Genomic DNA, 20,267 nt, shown 5'->3' on the forward strand with positions numbered 1-20,267 from the left:
CATTGCCCTTATTCCACCAAACGAGGTTCGCCAGTGTCTGCCGCGGTTGCCGGCAAACCATAGGACTCCAAAACTTGCACGATCTTTCCATCAGTTTTCATGGACGTGATTGAGGCGTTGATGGCCTTCGTCAGATCAGCCTTGTCCTTGGAAACCGGGAACCCAATTTGGGCTGGCTCTTTAGAGGCAATGACGCGAGGGTCCGGAGCCGCACCAACCACCTTGTACGTGGAATCTCCCTTGTACATTTCAACAGCTGATCCGTACCCGTCAATGCCAACCTCAATGCGGCCGGTCTTAAGATCTGCTTGCATCTCCACAGCGCTTGGATAGATGGTCAAATTTGATCCCATCACCTTTTTCATGTCAGCAACCCACAGATATCCATCTACAGTGCCAACTTTCATACTTTCCAGCTTTGGAATCTCGTTCACACCGGCCTCAGAAATGAATCCCATCTCATCGGTATAGATCGGGTCCGTAAGATCAACGATCTTGGCTCGAATTGCTGTGCGGTAGTAGCAACCGATGGCCACATCGGCCCGGCCGCTTTGTACTGCAGGAATTGTGCCCGCGTACGAGGTGGATTCTACTTTGACTTCCAAACAGTTTTTGGCTGCAAATTCCTTGATGACATCAGCGTCGACTCCGGTGAGCTTGCCATCCTTGTTCGAAGAGAATGGCGGGAACTCAGGCGCCGCTACGGTCAGGAACCCTTCAGACATGGTCTTGAAACTCGACTCTGGTGTGCAGTCCTTCGCAACGCTGCTGACCTCGCTGCCGCCACACGCAGAAAGGGACAAAGCAAGCAACCCTAGCGATGCGGTACCTACCAAAAATTTACGAATGTTCATGGTGATCCTCTTTGATCAGAACTGACCTAAGTCAGAATTTGCGGTAAACGAACAAAGCAATAATAGTGATGTATGACACACAATCGATTGTCGATAACCAATCTGCAGGGAAATTAGTGATATGTCAAGCGTTCGTAAGCAAGAGTCGCATTGATCCAGACGGCTCGACCGCAAAGACCGTCGCAGATCGGCACTGACGTGACCTAGTGTTATGGAAGTGTTATCGAGTGTGACCATCACCTGAGGAGCAAAATGCAGGAGCAGCCAATCGCAGTAACCGGATTACGCGCACTGGGTGAGGGCCGGGCGACTCTACGAGATGAGGCTCTCTCCATTGTCCGCCGCGCGATGATGTCAGGTGCCATGCAACCGGGGCGCATTTATTCGGCCAATGCTTTAGCGATTCAGCTTGGCGTTTCCAATAGTCCGGTGCGAGAAGCCATGATGGCACTCAGCGAGAAGGGACTTCTGGAAGTTGTCAGAAATAGAGGATTCCGTGTTGTTGAAATGAGCGCGGCAGATCAGCAAGAAGTTTACGATCTAAGAATGCTGGTGGAAGTAACGGCCATTGGACGAGTAGCTGAACGCGGGGTGAACACTACTGACGCAGCACGGCTCACCAAGCTTGCCGAAGACACCGTCGCCACCTCGAAGGACGATAATATGGTCGACTATCTCGAGGCTGACCAGAACTTCCATCTAGGCATAGTTGAGTTGCTTGGTAATTCCCGGATGACCAAAATTGTAGAAAACCTTCGCGACCAGAGCCGAATTAGCGGTTCGTACTATCTGGCGGAACGAGGGCTACTGGCAATCAGTGCTGCCGAACACCTGCCCATTCTGGAAGCACTCCTGGCCGGCAACCGCGTTCGAGTCGAAGAACTGATGGCTGCGCACTTAAGCTACTCGCTGCCCTAGTCACTGCCCGGGTCACTCCTGTGTGAAGTTGTTTTTGAGCCGTGAGCCGGTTAAGAAACAAAGCACCCACCCCAGAAGCCGTCAGCGCAGCGCTCTACGCCCGCACAGCTGCACCCAGCAGCGCAAAAAAACTGTGGGGCACTACGTGCAATAACGACTGAAGCGAAAATCCGTTTCACCAAACACTTGACGTAGATCACATCCGCACTCACTATGGTTATATATAACCCGTTACCGATAGTTGATACCTACAGCGTTGTGGGCGTCGGCACTTCTGAGTCAGGAGGATCAATGTCAAAGTTGGTCTCGCTCAATCTCCCAGTTGGTACCAGCCAGCCCACCCACGCTGATGTGGTCATTGTTGGGGGCGGCGTCATGGGAACCAGCATTGCTTTCCATCTCGCTGAAGCTGGAGTACGCAATATAGTCCTGATCGAAAGGGCTGAGTTGGGCCGCGGTTCCTCGGCCAAACCTCTTGGAGGCGTGCGGGCCACGTTCTCCGACCCAGCAAATATTATTTTGGGCCAACGAAGCCTTCGCTCGTTTGAGAACTTCAATGATCGCTTCAAGACTGATATTGGATTACGCAAAGTAGGCTACCTTTTCCTATGCAGAAGCGAGGCTGAACTGCTCGCCTGCGAACAAAGCACTCACATTCAGAATCGGTTAGGAAGCAACAGCCGGATGGTTTCGCCAACCCAGGCGGTAGAAATCAATCCATTCCTGAGGCAAGAAGCGCTTGTCGGGGCTTCCTTTTCTCCAGAAGACGGATTTGCTGAACCCGAAAAAGTGGTGCATGCCTATGCACAGGCGGCACGTAGTTTGGGCGTGCACATCCTTGAACACACAGAGGTCATGGACGTTTCCACCGCCGGCGGTAGTATCAGCGCTGTCACCACCAACCGTGGAACGATCCAAACCAGCGCTGTCATTTGCTGCGCGGGCGCGTGGTCCCAGCGCGTAGGAGAAATGGTTGAGGTCAACCTTCCAGTGACACCCGTTCGACGACAAATCGGTATGACACCGCAGCTAAGTACACCCATGCCGACAGTCCCCTTCACCTTGGACCTTTCCACCACCATGTACTTCCACAACTACGCCAACGGTATGCTGCTTGGAATTTCCAACTCAGACCAGAAGCCAGGGTTCAACCGGGATTTCACTCACGAATGGCTCTCCGAGTTCAATGCAGCAGCACGAATCTGTGCCCCAGCGCTGGCAGAGCCAGAGCTTGCCCAAGGCTGGGCGGGCCTTTACGAAAATACACCTGATCACAACGCATTGATCGGCGTTTCGAAAACAGTCCAGGGCTTTTACTACGCCACCGGATTCTCCGGCCATGGATTCCTTCAGGGACCAGCCGTGGGCGAGCTCATCAGAGACCTGTTCTTGGGCCGGGAATCGTTCATTGATCACAGCTCGTTTTCCGCTGACCGTTTCACGGAGGCAGCCAAACTTTTCCAAGAAGTACACATTATCTAATCCTTCGAAAGGAGCAATATTATGAGATCACTGAAAACTTGGGAACTTCGTGCCGAGTTCGCTAAACGGCTTTCCACCATGTACGGCAATGAAGTTCCTGCCTACAACGACCTCGTAGAGGTATCCACGTCAGTCAACGAAGACTATGTCGCTAAGAATGGTGCAGAAGCAGAACGCCTCGGAAGCATCGCACGTGTCACGGCAGAGCGGCACGGAGCAATCCGTGTTGGGTCAGCCGAAGAAATGTCTCAGGTAGCTCGAGTTTTTGCTGCGTTTGGGATGTTTCCTGTGGGTTTCTATGACCTTCGGGACGCATCTTCAAGTTCCGTGCCGGTGGTTGCTACAGCCTTTCGACCCATTGATGAGCAGGAGCTTGCAAAAAATCCTTTCCGCGTTTTCACCTCGATGTTGGCGGCCGAAGATCCGCGGTTCTTTGACGCGGAACTACAAGCTGAACTTGCTGCGTTCATTGGTGCCCGGGAACTCTTCTGTCCGGAGCTTCTGGAACTGGCAGACTATGCGGTCAGCGTTGATGAGCTCCCTCAGGAGAGAGCGGATCGTCTTTTAGAACTAGCGACGGCGTCGCTGGAACTCTCCAGCGACCCTGTTGATTACCAGTGGTACAAAAAACTTGAGGCAATTTCCGCAGTTGCTGCCGACATTGGTGGAGTGAGCAGTACACATATTAACCACCTCACACCCAGGGTTCTTGACATTGACGATCTCTACGAGCGGATGCAGTCACGTGGAATTTCCATGATCGATGAAATACAGGGGCCACCGAGGTGGGATGGTCCAGATGTCCTGCTGCGGCAGACCTCCTTCCGGGCGTTGGGTGAAAATAGAGTCTTTCGCTATGCGGATGGGACAACCAATGAAGGCCAACTCCGTGTGCGTTTCGGGGAGGTCGAGGCCCGTGGAATCGCTTTGACCCCAGCAGGGCGTGACTTGTATGACCGAATGGTTGCGGAGGCCGAGCGACGGTTGGCCAACTCGGCTAACAGTGCAACACGCGCTGGTGTAGCTGCTGAGGTCTGGGCGGAAGAGCTCCCCCAGACGGAGCAGGAGCTGGCCGCGCGTGGTTTGGCATTCTTCACTTTCGGTTTGGATGAAACTGCACACGCCAGCGCATCTGTTCCCGAAACCATCTCTCTACGCGAGTTAATCACGGCTGGGATCGCTGTGCCCCAACCCATCGTCTACGAAGACTTTCTCCCACGCTCAGCAGCTGGCATTTTTCAATCGAACTTGACCGAGGAAGGCTCAAAAGATGAGAGCCAGACCGGCACAAGTTACGACATCAACCGCATGTCCTCGATCATCGGCGCAGAAGTTCATGATCCCAATACTCTCTACCAAAAACAGCAGGATCATTCTGTTGCAGCCTTAGCCGAACTCCTCAAAATCAGCATCACCCACTAGACCACACGCATTCCTTTAGAAAAAGAAAATCACAAGGAGAATCCCATGACTGAAACACTTACTCAAAACACCGAACTAACATCCAAAGTTCGGTCCTCGCTGGAGGCTTGTGGAGTCGATATTGACGCTTTGAGCGGCGCCCACGAAGCCCTCTCTCCGTTGACTGGCGAAATCCTCATGAACCTGCCGGTTAACACTGAAACCGAAATAGATACTATGATCGCTCAGGCCGCAGAAGCCTTCAAGACCTGGCGTGACGTCCCGGCCCCTGTCCGCGGCAACCTGGTTAAACGGTGGGGTGAACTCCTAACACAGCACAAGGGCGATCTAGCAGTCATAGTCACCGCGGAGGCCGGAAAAATCACTTCAGAGGCACTGGGTGAAGTGCAGGAAATGATCGACATCTGTGACTTCGCCGTAGGCCAGTCCCGCCAGCTGTACGGGAAAACCATGCCATCGGAGCGTCCAGGCCACCGATTGATGGAGACCTGGCATCCACTTGGCGTGGTCGGGATCATCTCTGCGTTTAACTTCCCAGTCGCGGTCTATGCGTGGAACACAGCGCTTGCTTTGGTCTGCGGAGACACTGTTGTGTGGAAGCCCTCAGGCATGACGATGCTCAGTGCCATAGCAGCTGATGCGCTGCTGGCTCGCGCAGCCCAAGAAGTCGGAGCGCCCAAAAACCTGCACAAATTGGCCCTTACCGATCGGGTAGGCGGACAACTAATAGTGGATGATCCCCGTATTGCACTGGTTTCAGCCACCGGCTCAGTCCGGATGGGGCAAGAAGTTGCCCCGCGTGTAGCTCAGCGGTTCGGCCGCGCACTCTTAGAACTCGGCGGCAACAATGCTGCCATCGTCACCCCTTCAGCAGACCTGGATCTTGCGTTGCGGGGTATTGTCTTTGCTGCCGTGGGAACAGCAGGTCAACGGTGCACCTCCATGCGGCGCCTAATTGTGCACGAGTCCATTGTTGATGATCTGACACAGAAACTTGTTAGCGCCTACGGGACCTTGCGCATTGGCACCCCGTTAGATGAGGAGAATTTGATCGGTCCCCTAATCAATAAGTCCAGCTTCGAGGGGATGCAGAATGCCCTTACCGCGGCGAAGGAACAAGGCGGCACCGTACTGTGCGGTGGCGCAAGGGTTAAAGCAGACGAGCAGCCTGGCGCCTACTACGTGGAACCGGCAATTGTGCGCATGCCATCTCAAACACCCGTGGTCAAAGATGAGACGTTCGCGCCGCTGCTGTACGTGATGAGCTACACAGACTTTGATGACGCCGTCGCTTTGCAAAACGATGTTCCGCAGGGCCTCTCCTCAGCCGTTTTTACCAACAATCATGCCGAAGCTGAGCAGTTCCTGTCCGCGGCCGGCTCCGATTGCGGAATTGCGAACGTGAACATCGGTACCTCTGGTGCTGAAATCGGTGGCGCTTTTGGGGGCGAGAAAGAAACTGGTGGTGGTCGCGAATCAGGCGCCGATTCCTGGAAGGTATACATGCGCCAAGCCACGAACACTGTTAATTACTCGGGCGAACTGCCTTTGGCACAGGGCGTGAAGTTCCTCTAAGAATCTCTGTTGGTGGCGTCGCTCTACCAGGACGACGCCACCAACACGCTGTGCGTGGATTTCCTTGACAAGCACCACCGTTGACATCAATTTATTAGGGAGTAACTGGCAATGACGAGTCTGTTCGACATGATGGATGAGTGGGGCCCTGAAAAGATCGTCACGGTCAGTGATAACAAAACAGGCATGAAGGGAGTCCTTGTTATTGACAACACCGCACGCGGCATGGGCAAGGGTGGCACCCGGATGCAACCCAACGTCAGTGTTGATGAGATTGCACGTCTAGCCCGTGTCATGACCTGGAAATGGGCTGGCGTTGATTTGTTTTTTGGTGGCGCCAAGGCAGGCATCCGAGCAGACCCCCACTCCCCCCACAAAGAAGCAATTTTGAGGTCTTTTGTCCGGGCGCTGAGCAACGAGGTCCCCTCAGAGTATGTTTTTGGTCTAGACATGGGACTAACCGAAGACGACGCCGCCATCATTGTCGATGAACTCGGAGATCGCGGTGCCGCGGTAGGAACGCCTTACGATCTAGGCGGGGTGCCGTATGACCAGCTCGGCATCACAGGCTACGGAGTTGCGGAAGTGACAGATGAGGCTGCCCTGGCTGTTGGTTTACAGGGTCAGCGTGTAGCCATCCAAGGATTCGGTGCAGTGGGTCATGCTACTGCCGCGCGTTTGCACGAGCTCAATTACAGCATTGTATCCATCTCCACCGCGGAAGGAGCCTTGTACAATCCAGCAGGATTGGACGTTCCTGAAATGCTGGCTATGCGCGCACGTTCCGGGGATGGTTTTGTCAAGGAATTACCGCAATTCGCCATTCCCATGGGCAGTGAACTCTTCGTGGACGCCGACATAGCGATTCCTGCCGCGTTACAGGACGTCATCAACGAAAATAACGTAGGAAAGATTTCGGCGAAAATGGTGGTGGAAGGTGCCAACCTTCCCACGAACGCCGCCGCTCAACAGGCCCTTCACTCCTCCGGCATCACAGTAGTCCCGGATTTCGTTGCCAATGCCGGCGGCGTTGTGAGCGCAGCGTTCGCCATGGAAGCGCGCTATTCCCCGTTCCGCCCCGAAACCGAGCAAATCTACAGTGCCGTTTCAACCAAGCTCCGGGCAAATACCAACACAGTGCTAGCAGAGGCAGAGAAACTGGACTCCACGACTCATCATGCAGCCCGCGCACTTTCTCAAGATCGGGTACTCCGCGCCATGAAGTACCGCGGTAAGCCGCTTCAGTACTGACTGATCACATCTGCCACACTCTGGAGAGGGATTCCCACAGCACATGAACATTGACAAACTCGTCCAAGAATTGAGCTCCTCCGTTGCCGGGATTGTCGACGCCAGTTCACGTCGTCGCGCCGAGTATTCAACCGACGCCTCCAACTACCGGGTGGTCCCCCAGATAGTTCTCATGCCAAAAGATGAGAACGACGTCGTTGCTGCAGTAGCACTTGCAAGGCAGCATGGGATGCCGGTCACCGGTAGAGGCGCCGGTACCTCGTGTGCCGGTAATGCGGTTGGGGCCGGACTTGTGCTGGACTTTAGCCGCTTCATGAACAAGATCATCTCTATTGACCCCGTCAAACAAACCGCACTAGTTCAGCCAGGGGTTGTCCTCAGCGACCTGCAACGAGCCGCGGCCGTTTATGGTTTACGCTTCGGTCCGGACCCTTCAACGTCAACACGATGCACTATGGGCGGAATGATCGGCAACAACGCCTGTGGACCGCATGGGCTGTCCTATGGCCGCACAGCTGATAACGTAAGCAGCCTTCGCTGGCTGACGGGTTCCGGGCGCATCTTGGAACTGGGAGCCGGGAAGGAATCGGTGGCCCAGGTCCCTGGCCTGGAAGAATTTGTCATGGCCAACTTGGAGGTCATCCGTCTGGAGTTCGGGAGATTCGGACGTCAGATTTCCGGTTACAGTTTGGAGCACCTGCTGCCCGAGAACGGCAGGAACGTAGCTGCGGCTCTGACCGGCACGGAAGGTACTTGCGGAATCATTTTGCAGGCGGAAGTGAAGCTGGTCAAATCCGCACCGGCTCCGGCGTTGGCAGTTCTCGGTTATGCCGATATGCCCTCCGCAGCCGACGCTGTCCCGGGACTCCTCCCGCATCATCCGTTGGCGCTTGAAGGGCTCGATGCCCAACTTGTGAACGTCATTCGAAATGCCAAGGGCGATCATGCGGTCCCGGTGATGCCGCGTGGTAACGGTTGGTTGATGGTTGAGATGGGCGGTGCCACCTCCGCTGAAGCTGTTGCAGCCGCCGAACGCATGGTGCAGGACGCTGGTGCGATCGATTCTGTTGTTATGCCTGCCGGCCCCGAAGCCCAACGCCTGTGGAAGATCCGAGCCGATGGCGCAGGGCTGGCTGGCCGAACGGCCAACGGGGCCCAAGCCTGGCCTGGCTGGGAAGACTCAGCTGTACCCCCGGAACATTTGGGAGCTTACCTGCGTGACCTGGAAAAGCTCATGGAAGATGAAAATGTTTCAGGCATGGCCTACGGACATTTTGGGGATGGCTGTGTGCACGTAAGAATAGATTTCCCTTTGGCTGAACACGCACATGTCATGCGGCGTTTTTTGAGCGCTGCCGCAAATCTGGTCGCCAAGTACGGGGGGTCCCTTTCCGGAGAGCATGGCGATGGCAGGGCACGCAGTGAACTTTTACCCGCCATGTATTCGACCAAAGCCATCGCGGCCATGGCCGCCTTCAAAGCACTCTTTGACTTGCAGGACACGTTTAATCCGGGTGTCATTGTCAGCCCCGAACCCTTCGACGCTCACCTTCGACGTCCACAAGCAAAGAGCCTTCTAGCCACTGACGGGTTTGCGTTCGCCCATGATGATGGCAACATCACCAACGCTATGCACCGCTGTGTTGGTGTGGGCAAATGCCGTGCTGACCTTCGTGATGACGGAGGATTCATGTGCCCGTCCTACCTTGCAACAAAGGATGAGAAGGATTCCACCCGAGGCCGGGCCCGGGTCTTGCAAGAAATGTTGAACGGCGGTGTGGTTTCCATGGATTGGAGTTCCCCCGAAGTTCATGACGCCCTAGATCTATGTCTTAGCTGCAAGGCTTGCGCCAATGATTGCCCAACGGGCATTGACATGGCCATGTACAAATCAGAAGCCCTCCATCAAAGCTACAAGGGCAGGATCCGCCCCATCACTCACTACAGTTTGGGTAGGCTCCCCACCTGGCTAGCCCTTGTAGGTCCCTTCGGGCCGCTGCTAAATCAGCTCGCATCCATCAGCTTTATCCGGAAGTCACTGCTGAGAATGGCTGGGGCCGATCCCCGACGGTCATTGCCGATTTTTCCCAAAAAGCCATTCCATTCCATGAAGCACCCCTCTGTCCCTATGTCCGAACGGGCCGCGCCTGTGCAGGTCGGCGGGACGAGTGATCGTCAGGTGGTGCTCTGGGTAGATTCTTTTTCCGACACGCTTAGTCCGGAGGTACCCCAGGCTGCTCTAAAGGTCCTTGCGGCTGCAGGATGCACTGTTGATATCACTGGTCCAGGGGCGTGTTGTGGACTCACTCTCATCTCCACCGGCCAGCTCACTGCCGCTAAAGTGAAACTGCGTAAAACCCTCGATGTACTCCACCCCTACGCTGTCAAAGGTCAAACGATCATAGGCCTAGAACCGTCCTGCACCGCTGTGCTTCGTTCGGACCTGCTCGAATTACTGCCAGATGACCCGCGCGCCCAAGAGGTCTCGGCCAAGGTCAAAACGGTCTCCGAATACTTGGCCTCGATCAACTGGCAGCCGCCTCTCAGCGCAGAACGCATTCTGGCACAGCCACACTGCCACCAATACGCCATCATGGGATACACAGCAGATCTGGCTCTCTTGGACTCGATGGGCTGTGATGTGGAAGTTTCCAGCGGATGCTGTGGCTTGGCAGGCAACTTCGGCATGGAGAAGGGCCACTACGACGTTTCCGTGACGATTGCCGAACAAGGCATTTTGACTAAAATCGACGATGATCCGCAACGAAGCATCCTCGCTGACGGCTTCTCCTGCCGGACACAAGTATCCGACCTGGCACAGCGAGACTCCCGCCACCTGGTCCAGATCATTGCGACAGCACTGGACGCTCCCAAACAATAGATCCCACAGGCTAGATCCCAGGGGCAACCCGGACTGATGCTTTTAGTGCAAAGGAAATTTAGCGCTCAGGTCAGTCCGTGGCCTTGCCGGTGGAAGTGGCGGGCTCGGTCAGAGGATTTTGGTCCAGGTTACGTTGACGGCGGCGTTGGTGCCGAAGCTGCAAGATGCGGACCGCTCCGGCTACAGCCACCACTATTCCGCCGGCAACAGCGGCTATGAAAAGTGCCATGCCCAAAGACAGCTCGCCCACAATACCGAAGTATTTCACGCTCACACGGTCCTGGTTTTGCAGGATAAAGATGATCAGCAACACCAGTACAACGAGTCCAGAACTAACGGCAACCCAGATCATCCCGGCCCTGGTGACATCCGTGTTTCCATCCTGGGAAACAATGCGCTTATTTGAGGACCGCCCCCGGGTGGATACCGGGGCAGGCCTTAGGGTTGCTTCCCCAGAAGGAAAATCTCCCTGTGTTGGATCCTTCAGGGCTGGATCCTTCAGGGCTGGATCCTTCAGGGTTGGATCCTTTAGGGTTGGATCCTCCTGCGGGTGCGGTGCTGGATCGGTTGCCATGGTTCCCCATTTCGTGGTTTTACTGTGGCTACTCGCCTCTGTCCTTGGCCTCATGTTACCCCGTAGCATCTGCGCAGTCTTGAACTGAGATTTTCCGAGGTGCCGCGGCGGTTACCCCACGGCTCCAGCAATCCTCAGATATCCTTAGCTCATGCCCAGCTCGAAGACCTCATCAACTACACCGGCGCAACGACGCCGTCCAAAAACTTCACCTGGCGGCTCCTCTGTGTTTGGGAGTGGACGCCTCGCCAGCCTTGTCGATTCGGTTCGTACGCAGCTATGGCCGGTACCTGTGGCCGCAATTATCGTAGCCGTTATTGCCGGCCAATTTTTGCCTTACCTGGATAAGGAAGTGCAAAATAACCTCCAACCGATGATCTCGGCTTGGATCTTTGGTGGCGGTCCGGCCGCGGCAAGCAACCTCCTTCAGACAATCGCCGGTGCCATGGTCACGGTCACCGCCCTCACCTTTTCCCTCACCGTTGTGACATTGCAGCTAGCCAGCAGCCAGTTCTCCCCGCGCCTGCTGCGAACATTTACGCGTGACAGAGTTGTGCACTCTACCCTTGCTCTTTTTCTTGCCACCTTCGCATTCTCGCTGACCCTGCTGCGCAGTATCCGAACGTCTACGGATCTCAGCGAGGGGTTTGTCCCGAAAATCTCTGTCACGGTGGCTTTCCTGCTGGCCGTGGCAAGTGTCTTGGCGCTGGTTGGTTTCTTGTCACACCTTGCCCGGCAGATCCGGGTGGAGAGCATGCTGAAAACTGTTTACGATGAAACCGTCACCTCTCTTGGGCGGGTCTTTCCAGAGGACGAGGAACCTGACACTTTGGCGTCCAAGACGGCCCTTGAAAGTGGTGCGGGCTTCAGGCCCATCGAGAGCGGAGCTTCGGGCTTCCTCTTGACTGTCGATGATGCCGCCGTCTGTGCCGGCGCCGCAGAGGCAGGGGCCGTCGTCGTCTTTCAGAGCACCCCCGGTGACTCCTTGATTCAGGGCGTTCCATGCGCTCGAGCACGCTCCGCTGGCGGTGGCAGATTGGATGAGGAAGCATTCGTTGCGCTTTCCGACGCTGTACAGGCAAGTATGGGGATCGGGTTTGAACGCACGTCGGTCCAAGACGCCACTCTTGGACTGCAACAACTCTTGGATATTGCATCCCGAGCACTCTCCCCCGGTATCAATGACGCCACCACCGCCGTTCACGCCATTGGGCATGTCTCCGCGCTACTGTGCGGACTGGCGGATTGCAGCACAGGTCCGTACCTGGTGAGGGACGACGACGAGAACCCTCGCGTGCTCATGAAGCGGCCAACACTTTCTCACATGCTTGATATCGCCATGCGCCAGCTGTTGCAGTACGCAATGGATGACCCCCGTTCCGCTGAGCGCACAATCATCATGCTCCGTGAGCTGGAATGGGTGGACACAGCGGAAGAGCTTGATGAGACGCTGAAAATACAAAGCAGGCTGGCGGCGCAAGCTCTTAGAAACAGCGATCTTAGCGAGGCTGAAACTGAACGCATTTTAGCTATCATGAACGCTGACTACCCGGGCGTATAGACAGTACACGCGGGCGGCTTCCGTTTCTACTTCGGCCCAGTGCTCAAATCTTCTTTAGTGCCCCGCCTTTATGCATGGCAACGTGTTCTGTTTTATCACTCTTAATCTCATACTGGGGGTCATCCTCGCTGCACCGGCGCATATGACCTTTGTACTGAACATCTTGGTTATGCACCTTGACGATTTTTCCTTCCACATATCCTGCCTCGGAGTTCCACCGCACGTGGTCTCCTACTGAGAATTCTTGTGACATCAACTTGCTCCTTTTTGCTCATCTGGTCCCGGCGGTAGCGAATAATGCTCCAACGGCACAGCCTCATGGTTGACGCGCCCATGCGTACGGCGTTGCTCTTTCATCTCCGCCTCAAACAGGTGGCGTTTTCCCTCAACGAGGTGGTGACGAGCATGTTTCTCCGCGGCCTTGAAATCCTTGTAATAGCCAGCGTCATACTCCTCAACTATTTGAAAAGTCCAACGCCCACCGAGGACGTTGCGGCCAACGATGTCCCGCTCGATGCTATTTGCCATGTCCACGTGGCCGGCGTCCCGAAGCAGTGAAAGCGCCTCTCCCAAAGCAAGATCGGCTTTTCCCGTTAACCTGTGGAAGCCGTACAACAGTCCTCGGGCATGTTCCACCACTTCGAGGGCTTCGGAGAGCTTCCCTAGAGCCTGCACTGTCTCATCGCTGATGCCCGCTCCCCGTCGGTGGCGGGCATCCGGTCCGTCCTGCGCTGGCGAAGGTTTCATAACCCACAGCATAGATCCATCCACAGCGTAGATCCAGAACAACAGAATGAGGCTTGTTTTACAGCTCTATTTGCTCAATATCATCGGCCAACCATTTTTCCCCATCCCACATAACATTGGCTGCCAGAGGTAGTTGATGGGAGGCGCTCTCTACAATATGCATAAGGTATCCGGCCGTATTGGGGAAGGCGACCAGGTCTCCCGGTGCAACACCTGCAGGGAATTCCAGGCGCCGGCGCAGGAGCAGCTCCTCCTCTATGCAGTACGCACCCACTAAGAACGCACTACCTACTTTTCTCGTCCTGCCCGGATGTTCGGCATGGATCAGGATCGGATCAACAAGGAAGTCAGCGGAGGTAGATCTGCATTGTGTTCGGTTCATATGCAAGCCCACGAGCGGTACACCATCGCTGCGGGTCTTGGTGAATGCGACCTCGGCCAGGGTGAGCCCGCAGCCGTCTAGCAATGACCGTCCCGGTTCACAGCGCAGCTGAATCTGTGCACTGGACAATGCTGAGCCGATCGAAGAAGACTCGGATTCGGGCACATACCTCAGGACCTGTTCCAGCCACGGACCTCGAATAAGTTCTTGATGATACGGATATACGGCGGAACCGGGAGTGCTTGCCGAGGCACCCAGTCTGTCTGATTTCCATGTCAGCGTTTCGTCACCGGTAGGCAAGTGCGCCAACGTGGACCAAAAATCTCTCCACTGCTCCGCGCTGTCCACGTAGGACATTGGTATCCCACCACCCATGTCCACAAAAGTTGGTTCGTGGCCTATTGCTTGGAGCTCTTTGATGACAGCCAGCGCCTGGTTGATTCCAAGCGATCGTGCGTGCGCGCTGTAACCGTTGAGGTGGAAGTGGATGCCGGTCACCTTGACACTGTTTCCTAGTTCGACCTCGGTCAGTAGTTCCAGCCACTGTCCGGCCAGGAGCCCGAAACGGGTGGGCGGGACTGAGGGGTGGTCAATAACAAGCCGTAGCGCCACGGTGACGGCCTCGCTACCGCGGCTCGCGAGGTCAAGCACATCGCGGAACTCATCTTCGTTGTCCAGGCTGATGGTCACTGCGGACTTGATGGCCAGCTCAAGCAAATCCTTGGACTTCACCGCGGCGCTCACAATGATCCTATCGGCGCGAACCCCACGCTGAAGGCACTGACGTAGCTCGTTCAGACTTGCGACATCGACTCCGCATTCCTCACGGACGGCTTGGTCAATAGCCCCCAGCGTCTTGTTCGCCTTACGCGCGTAAAAGATTTGGAAGTCGATTTCGTGGGTGGCTGCGGCTGCTCGCAACTCTTTGACGTTGCGCCCCATAGCGCTGAATTCGTGAATGTTTACTGGGGAACCGTGAGTCTCCACTAGTTTCTTGCAGAGCACAGGGTTGGCCAGCAGTTCCTCCATCCAAGGCTCGAGCCGGGCTGTTAAGGGTGCTGTACCGTACATTTTTGTTTGCATCATTACGTCCTAAGCGTCGAGTTGATGTGTCACGAGGGCGGTGAGGCGGTGAGCCCACCCACCGTATTCTCGATGGAGAGAGCGGTTCAGGGTGTCATGGCCCAGCGTTGGATCTTCGGTAGGACGGCCCAGTGCCGCCAATGATTCACTTCTGGAGCCGTCCTGTGCCAAGCAGGTGCCATCCAGATCTGTGCGCAGACCACGGTCACCAGCTCGAACTGATACTGCCCCGTTTTGCAGCAGCGTCTCCACCAATTCGTTGTGAGGGCGGCCCTCCGGTGCCGGTGATTGGAGCGCACCGGGTCCTGGCGTTACGGCGTCAATGAGCACCGTACCTTGCGGCAGCGGCTCTTGCGGCAGGGATTCATGCGGTGCAGCAACGTGAAGGATCCCGGCGTCGAACAATGCCACCATTTTGCGTGCGGTGAGCTCCGGAGGACCGAACGTGAACTTTTCGAGGTTGTGGGCAACCCGTCTGAAACGTTTCCACTCTCTGGTGCTCCGTGGCACCCTGTCTAACGCCGCAACCAGCTCTGCATAAAGTCCAGACCACACTCTTGCCCAAAGCCACCCGGTAGTGACTGGTGCTTCGAGGTGGTTTACAGCCAGAGAATTTCGCAAGGATTCAGCAGCAGTGAAAGTCTTCGCCGGAATCGGAGGATCTAAGGTGGCCTCCACCGACAAACCCATGAAAGCCGTTCGCCACAGCGTCAGCGCGCTCACCGATGAGTCCATGAGTTGGGCACATTCTTGGGCACAGTGGAGTAAAAGCACCCACATTTTATTTAAGGGCACCACTTCACATCCCGGATCGTGAGCATCGCGGCCCCATTGTCGCAGCAGTCCTTGGTACTGCTGTATGCAGGCAAGAACTCCGGCTGGCACAATCTCAGTCTTCGGGTCCATGAGCCTGCCACTTGGCGAGTAGAATATAATTTTCCGTGGCTCTCCCCCACTGGCCACGTACTGTATTTGCTTAGGGTCCCCGGCATTTTCCTCGGAGCGTTGCCACGTGCCGCCTCGGCCTTCTGTCAGGAGCAGAGCGACGTCGTAGGCCGTCAATGCAGCCCCGCGAACCCAGACCGTACTTTCGGCGTCAATGGCTACTTCCGACACTGATGAATAGTCCCCGATCAGAGGACTGGAGTTCAATGCAGCCGCGAGAGGTTTCGGGACGGTTGTGTGAGCTAAACCGTGTCCCGTGGCGAGGAGCACCTCGTCATAGTGACGGACTCCAAATGATCCGTTTATACGCCATTTCTGACCTTCACGTTCAATTGTGGTGACCACGAAGGGCAGGTGTGCCAAGGACATGTTCCCGAACTGACACATAAGCTGGAATTGTTCTTGCAAGTAACGACCCACAAGCGCACGAGGCGGATATTTTTCTCCGGACAGATGAGGTGACACTCTGTTCACCCACAGGTCGAAGCTCTCGGCACTCAGCGTAGACGAGGCATCCACGATGTGCGCACTTACGTTCAGTCGCAAGACTTCAGGCTGGTTCTCCCGCCATACACTTCCAGAGCCGGGAGGCAGGGGATCATAAACATCTACCGCGAGTTCTCTGGCAGCGGTGGCTGGCAGTGCATCGTGGAGCGCAAGCAGAGCAAAAAGACTTTTAGGTCCGCCCCCTATGACGGCTAGGCGTATCAATTCTCTGAAAAATCGTCAAAGTAAGCTTCATCTGTAGTTGGTTCTGCTTGGAATGTTCTGCGCACCCATTCATCGTTGTACACAGTCTGCAGATAGGGTACCCCTGTGTCGTGAACAATGAATGCGACACGAGTACCGGTCTCGAGGCTGGGTATCAAGCTTCTCATAGCGGCCACGATGGCACCCGTGGAAGCTCCGGCCAGGATGCCTTCACGGCGTGCCAGAAACCTACAGCCGCGCACCATTGCAATTTCTTCGATCTGGCAGACAATATCCGGTTTAGCCGATGCAGATAATTCTGGCAGCACCCCGGCGCCAAGCCCCGGGAGTCTGCGCGTACCGGCTTGCCCGCCAAAGAGCACTGAGCCAACCGAATCAACAGCCACAACTTTGGTGTCCAGACCATGCGCGCGAATGTATTGCTGGCAGCCAAGAAGGGTCCCGGTAGTACTCGTGGCAACAAAAAGATAATCCAGTTTGCCTTCACAGGCGGCCATAATCTCAGGCATTGTGGACTCGAAATGGGCCTGTGGATTGGCTAGAGAACCATACTGGTTTGTGGTGACGGAACCCGCGTGCTTTGCTAAGAGGTCCTCAACCCGACGACGGCGGGCGGCGAGCTTGTTCCCGTCTGCTGGTTTTAGAACACGATCCACAGTTGCCCCATACACTTCCATCAGTTGCAGGGCAAGAGGATTGGCGTTCTCATCGACAACTGCAACGAACGTGATGCCACGCACCACGCACTGGCGTGCCAACGCTATACCTAAATTTCCAGACGTAGACTCTATGATCATGCCGCCTACCTGCAGCGCCCCCGTGCGCAGGAGCTCTTCGATCAACCCGTGAGCCGTCCGCTCCTTAGTACTGCCAGCCAGTTGGAGCAGATCAAGTTTGGCGTAAACCTCCACCCCGGAGGACTCAAAGAGGCGCCGCAGATTCACCGTCGGAGTTGCGAATGGTTTTAGCGTTCCCGAATTGTTCAAAAACATTCCTCACATTTCACTATGGCTCACGATCAGGTCCTGTGAAAAACAATCATAGACCAACGCTGGTGAAGCAAAGTCTGACCGCAATAGACGATACAACCGATGCCACCGATTCCGGAATAGTTCCCGCTTCGGTTATAGTTGTCATCTTCTCTTATATCCATAATGAGAAGTGACAATCAAGAGGACGGGATTAACTCACATGCGCGGAAATAGCCTTATTTGGACAATCGTCGGAGTTTTGGTGGCCATTGCGTTGGTCATCTGGATCGTTTCAGCGATCTAGGACTAAATCTCTTAGTAGCTACAGGGACGCCTCCGGTTCCCACTATGGAGGCTTCTTGAAAAAGGCTTGGGATACAAGGAATCCTTGTATCCCAAGCCTTTTCAGCTGAACTACGGCTAGCTTCTTAGACTCCGTGTGCGGCTGCTCCGCCTTCAGTGTCATCCGTGTTCAGATCAGCAACGTCTTGTTCAAGGTGCGCCTTGGCATCTGCCAGCTTATCCTTGGCAACACCTCTTGCCTGATCGAGTTTGCCGTCCATGATCTGGGAATGATCATCCGTAGCTCTACCCACAGTCTCTTTGATTTTGCCACCAATTTTATCTTTGGCCGCATCAAATTTTTCACCGATTCCCATTGAATTCCTCCTGCTGTCGCTACCGATTATTTGACCCTCACGGGAGCTATCAGAACCACTTTAGAAACAACTTTAGAAACTTCACTGACTGCTGAATTACGCCTTCGCATCCCCTGCATCTTCAACATAGCTCTTACCCTCTTCAGTGGTAAAGACTACGAAGTCAGCGGGCGGCTGGTCCTTTTTAGCTTGTTCCGACCGCGGTGTGGCAGGTTCGTCAATTGCGGACCGTTCAGCGTCGCCGAGCACGGCACCCAAACCTTTAGAGTCTTGGGTTACCTCACCAGCAGGAATGTGCTCTCCATCACCACGGGCATTCTGCGCCTCCTGAGTTTCTGTTCGCCCCGTATCGGAAAACGTCTGAACACCATTTCGAAGCCAACCAACATGAACATCAACTGCCCCGTTGTCAAGCTGCTGCACTGATGTCTCGATCTCATTGCGCGGCGCACCCATTTCGATCAGCTTTTCCTCATAGGCGCCAACTAACTGACTTAACGATTCCTCAGTCCATTCGCCCTCCTGCATCCTGGTCGAAATTTCCACTGGTTCGTTAGTGCTTTCGTTCATCTCATTCTCCATTTTTTCTTACTAGATGCTTGCTGCTCCAGACAGACCTGGGCTGGAATGCCGCTGATTGTTGGAACCGTCCTGTCTAGAAAGCTTACTGGTGTTAGATGCTGGATGGCGGCAGAAACGGCGGTACTTGAACGCTCGCATCCTGCACAGCACCGGCATCACCCTGATCCGCAGCATTCGTGGCATCAGCTCTCACAACAGCATCCGCGGCGGCTCTGATTCTCATGATGGCAGATTCTTCTTGGGCCAAATTTGAGCTCAATAGATGCACAATTTCGGATACGCCACTGGCCTTGGCATGAGTGATGAGCGTTTCATAGACCGCGGTCTCGTAATGTTCGCTCTCCAATGCCCCTGCAAGTGCAACGGCGTCCACCAATGAATTATCCGTTTTGGCAGTGAACAACTTTGTCTCCTTGGCCAGACCTTTGGTGGTTGGCGAAGGCGACTGTTTGGCCTCCACGCCCAAAAGGGCGAAGCAGCGCAGTAGGTTTTCAATCTGCTGGCGTGTTTCATGGGCATGCTCATGGAAGAGGCCCTTGAGATCGCTGCGCATGACGGTTTTTTCTAGCTCACCCAGCATCTCCAAGGAATCGTATTCCATGGTCAAGGCTGAACCGAGCTTGTAATTGAAGATCTCTTCGACAGTGGTGAAATGTTCGAACATAGCTAGTCCTTCCGCATTTACGTAGGTCCATGACATGAAAATTCTGCGCAGGCGCTGTCATGAAAAAACACCGACAACGAGGCCATGGCAACTCCACAACGATCGAAGATTTGCTCTTGTCGTGCTTAAAACAGTGACCAATTTTTACTTTAGCCATGACCGAAGAAAATATCCATGATCCAAACGGCTTACAAACGAGACAGCCAGCGATGTCAGGGGTGGTTCTGAGCCAGTCCCCGCTAGGTAGAGCTGTAGACGCGGTGGCGGTGACTGGCTAGCATAAGCATCAATCGCACAAAGCCCACCCACGAAAGGCAAACGCAGATGAATGATCGCCAGCCCATTGAGCCCGAACCTCTGGTACCGGATCCGTTTCCTAGCAATCCGAATCCGGCCGCACCAGTTGATCCCAGCCAACCTGTCCCTCCTGTTTCCGATCCCAACTCCCCAACGCACCCAGATCCATTCCTCCCTCCAGTCCCTCCAGTAATTTAATTTTTCCAGATCATCAGGCACGGCATCAACACCTCAGGACAGCATCACGACGAAGGAGACCACAATGAGCAATACCAAATCCGAAAACACCAGCAACGCCAGTAACAAGGAGCCTGCCGAAGGCGGATACGGATCACCAACCCCGGAGGATGAGATGCCGGGGAACAAAACTCAACAGGACAACGAATCTGCTGTGGACCTTCCATCAACGGAGGCCCCCTTGGATGAGGGTAACGCTGGGCCAACCAGTGCCAACCGCGAGTCATTCTCCTCCGAACCTGATGGCGAAGCCTCCGGTCAGTAAACGCGGATCTGGCCCAAACCAAGGCGTCCCGACTAAAGGCAAAATAGGTCAGTTGAGAGTGGCAACAACACGTGCCCCACGGCTGCGAAGGGCCCGCGAAGCATCCTGGGAGCAAAACTGATTATTACGCACATTGTCTTGGGCACACGGGGGCATCAGTCCGGCGCGCGTTGAATCAGGTACTGTGTCGTGCATAACCAGAAATG

Annotated in this window: 18 protein-coding genes; 8 read left to right on the top strand and 10 right to left on the bottom strand. The window is 55.1% G+C overall.

All coding sequences use genetic code 11. From position 1 onward, the window contains the following. Nucleotides 1-8 precede the first annotated feature (8 nt). A complete protein-coding gene (locus AAFM46_RS09775) occupies nucleotides 9-854 on the bottom strand; it encodes an ABC transporter substrate-binding protein (RefSeq protein ID WP_283527601.1) in 846 nt (281 codons plus the stop codon). A gap of 252 nt (nucleotides 855-1,106) precedes the next feature. On the opposite strand from AAFM46_RS09775, the gene AAFM46_RS09780 reads away from it, so the two are divergent. The 6 genes from AAFM46_RS09780 to AAFM46_RS09805 all read left to right on the top strand — a co-directional run bounded on the left by AAFM46_RS09780 (nucleotide 1,107) and on the right by AAFM46_RS09805 (nucleotide 10,383). Continuing rightward, nucleotides 1,107-1,772 carry a GntR family transcriptional regulator gene (locus tag AAFM46_RS09780; RefSeq protein ID WP_343317573.1) on the top strand — a complete coding sequence of 222 codons (666 nt, stop codon included), beginning with the start codon at nucleotides 1,107-1,109 and terminating at the stop codon, nucleotides 1,770-1,772. Nucleotides 1,773-2,063: 291 nt separating this feature from the next. Continuing rightward, the gene (locus tag AAFM46_RS09785; protein WP_283527605.1) at nucleotides 2,064-3,254 is read left to right on the top strand and encodes an FAD-binding oxidoreductase; all 1,191 of its coding nucleotides are present in this window, start codon (nucleotides 2,064-2,066) and stop codon (nucleotides 3,252-3,254) included. Nucleotides 3,255-3,275: 21 nt separating this feature from the next. Next, nucleotides 3,276-4,676, top strand: a complete 1,401-nt coding sequence (locus AAFM46_RS09790) for a VOC family protein (protein WP_343317574.1) — start codon at nucleotides 3,276-3,278, stop codon at nucleotides 4,674-4,676. Nucleotides 4,677-4,721: 45 nt separating this feature from the next. Next, nucleotides 4,722-6,251, top strand: coding sequence for an aldehyde dehydrogenase family protein (locus AAFM46_RS09795; protein ID WP_343317575.1), 1,530 nt, complete (start codon nucleotides 4,722-4,724; stop codon nucleotides 6,249-6,251). Nucleotides 6,252-6,362: 111 nt separating this feature from the next. Then, entirely contained in the window at nucleotides 6,363-7,502 is a 1,140-nt protein-coding gene (locus AAFM46_RS09800) for a Glu/Leu/Phe/Val dehydrogenase dimerization domain-containing protein (protein ID WP_283527611.1), read from the top strand. Between the two features lie 43 nt (nucleotides 7,503-7,545). Next, complete coding sequence (locus tag AAFM46_RS09805; protein ID WP_343317576.1) at nucleotides 7,546-10,383, top strand: FAD-binding and (Fe-S)-binding domain-containing protein; 2,838 nt, start codon at nucleotides 7,546-7,548, stop codon at nucleotides 10,381-10,383. 70 nt (nucleotides 10,384-10,453) lie between these two features. Here AAFM46_RS09805 and AAFM46_RS09810 read toward each other — a convergent pair whose 3' ends face one another. Next, nucleotides 10,454-10,957 carry a lipopolysaccharide assembly protein LapA domain-containing protein gene (locus tag AAFM46_RS09810; RefSeq protein WP_343317577.1) on the bottom strand — a complete coding sequence of 168 codons (504 nt, stop codon included), beginning with the start codon at nucleotides 10,955-10,957 and terminating at the stop codon, nucleotides 10,454-10,456. 151 nt (nucleotides 10,958-11,108) lie between these two features. Between AAFM46_RS09810 and AAFM46_RS09815 the strand changes: the two genes are divergently transcribed. Then, nucleotides 11,109-12,518 carry a DUF2254 domain-containing protein gene (locus tag AAFM46_RS09815; RefSeq protein ID WP_343317578.1) on the top strand — a complete coding sequence of 470 codons (1,410 nt, stop codon included), beginning with the start codon at nucleotides 11,109-11,111 and terminating at the stop codon, nucleotides 12,516-12,518. 43 nt (nucleotides 12,519-12,561) lie between these two features. On the opposite strand, the gene AAFM46_RS09820 is transcribed toward AAFM46_RS09815, so the two are convergent. From AAFM46_RS09820 to AAFM46_RS09855, 8 genes are all read right to left on the bottom strand, one after another. After that, nucleotides 12,562-12,771 carry a DUF2945 domain-containing protein gene (locus AAFM46_RS09820; RefSeq protein WP_283527620.1) on the bottom strand — a complete coding sequence of 70 codons (210 nt, stop codon included), beginning with the start codon at nucleotides 12,769-12,771 and terminating at the stop codon, nucleotides 12,562-12,564. Next, nucleotides 12,771-13,265: a hypothetical protein gene (locus tag AAFM46_RS09825; protein WP_283527623.1), complete on the bottom strand. Its 495-nt coding sequence runs from the start codon at nucleotides 13,263-13,265 to the stop codon at nucleotides 12,771-12,773. The genes AAFM46_RS09820 and AAFM46_RS09825 overlap by 1 nt, the downstream gene beginning before the upstream one ends. 58 nt (nucleotides 13,266-13,323) lie before the next feature. After that, nucleotides 13,324-14,733: an alanine racemase gene (locus AAFM46_RS09830; protein ID WP_343317579.1), complete on the bottom strand. Its 1,410-nt coding sequence runs from the start codon at nucleotides 14,731-14,733 to the stop codon at nucleotides 13,324-13,326. Between the two features lie 6 nt (nucleotides 14,734-14,739). Then, nucleotides 14,740-15,846: a hypothetical protein gene (locus AAFM46_RS09835; protein WP_283527627.1), complete on the bottom strand. Its 1,107-nt coding sequence runs from the start codon at nucleotides 15,844-15,846 to the stop codon at nucleotides 14,740-14,742. Between the two features lie 536 nt (nucleotides 15,847-16,382). Then, nucleotides 16,383-17,372, bottom strand: a complete 990-nt coding sequence (locus AAFM46_RS09840) for a pyridoxal-phosphate dependent enzyme (RefSeq protein ID WP_343317580.1) — start codon at nucleotides 17,370-17,372, stop codon at nucleotides 16,383-16,385. A gap of 413 nt (nucleotides 17,373-17,785) precedes the next feature. Then, complete coding sequence (locus tag AAFM46_RS09845; protein ID WP_343317581.1) at nucleotides 17,786-18,016, bottom strand: CsbD family protein; 231 nt, start codon at nucleotides 18,014-18,016, stop codon at nucleotides 17,786-17,788. 96 nt (nucleotides 18,017-18,112) lie between these two features. Continuing rightward, nucleotides 18,113-18,586 carry a hypothetical protein gene (locus AAFM46_RS09850; protein WP_343317582.1) on the bottom strand — a complete coding sequence of 158 codons (474 nt, stop codon included), beginning with the start codon at nucleotides 18,584-18,586 and terminating at the stop codon, nucleotides 18,113-18,115. A gap of 103 nt (nucleotides 18,587-18,689) precedes the next feature. After that, nucleotides 18,690-19,262 (bottom strand): DUF892 family protein, encoded by a 573-nt coding sequence (locus AAFM46_RS09855; RefSeq protein WP_283527635.1) that lies wholly within the window; start codon nucleotides 19,260-19,262, stop codon nucleotides 18,690-18,692. Between the two features lie 559 nt (nucleotides 19,263-19,821). Between AAFM46_RS09855 and AAFM46_RS09860 the strand changes: the two genes are divergently transcribed. After that, nucleotides 19,822-20,061, top strand: a complete 240-nt coding sequence (locus AAFM46_RS09860) for a hypothetical protein (RefSeq protein WP_343317583.1) — start codon at nucleotides 19,822-19,824, stop codon at nucleotides 20,059-20,061. Nucleotides 20,062-20,267: the final 206 nt, after the last annotated feature.

This window comes from Arthrobacter sp. TMP15 (assembly GCF_039529835.1).
In the GTDB taxonomy this organism is placed as follows: Bacteria; Actinomycetota; Actinomycetes; order Actinomycetales; family Micrococcaceae; genus Specibacter.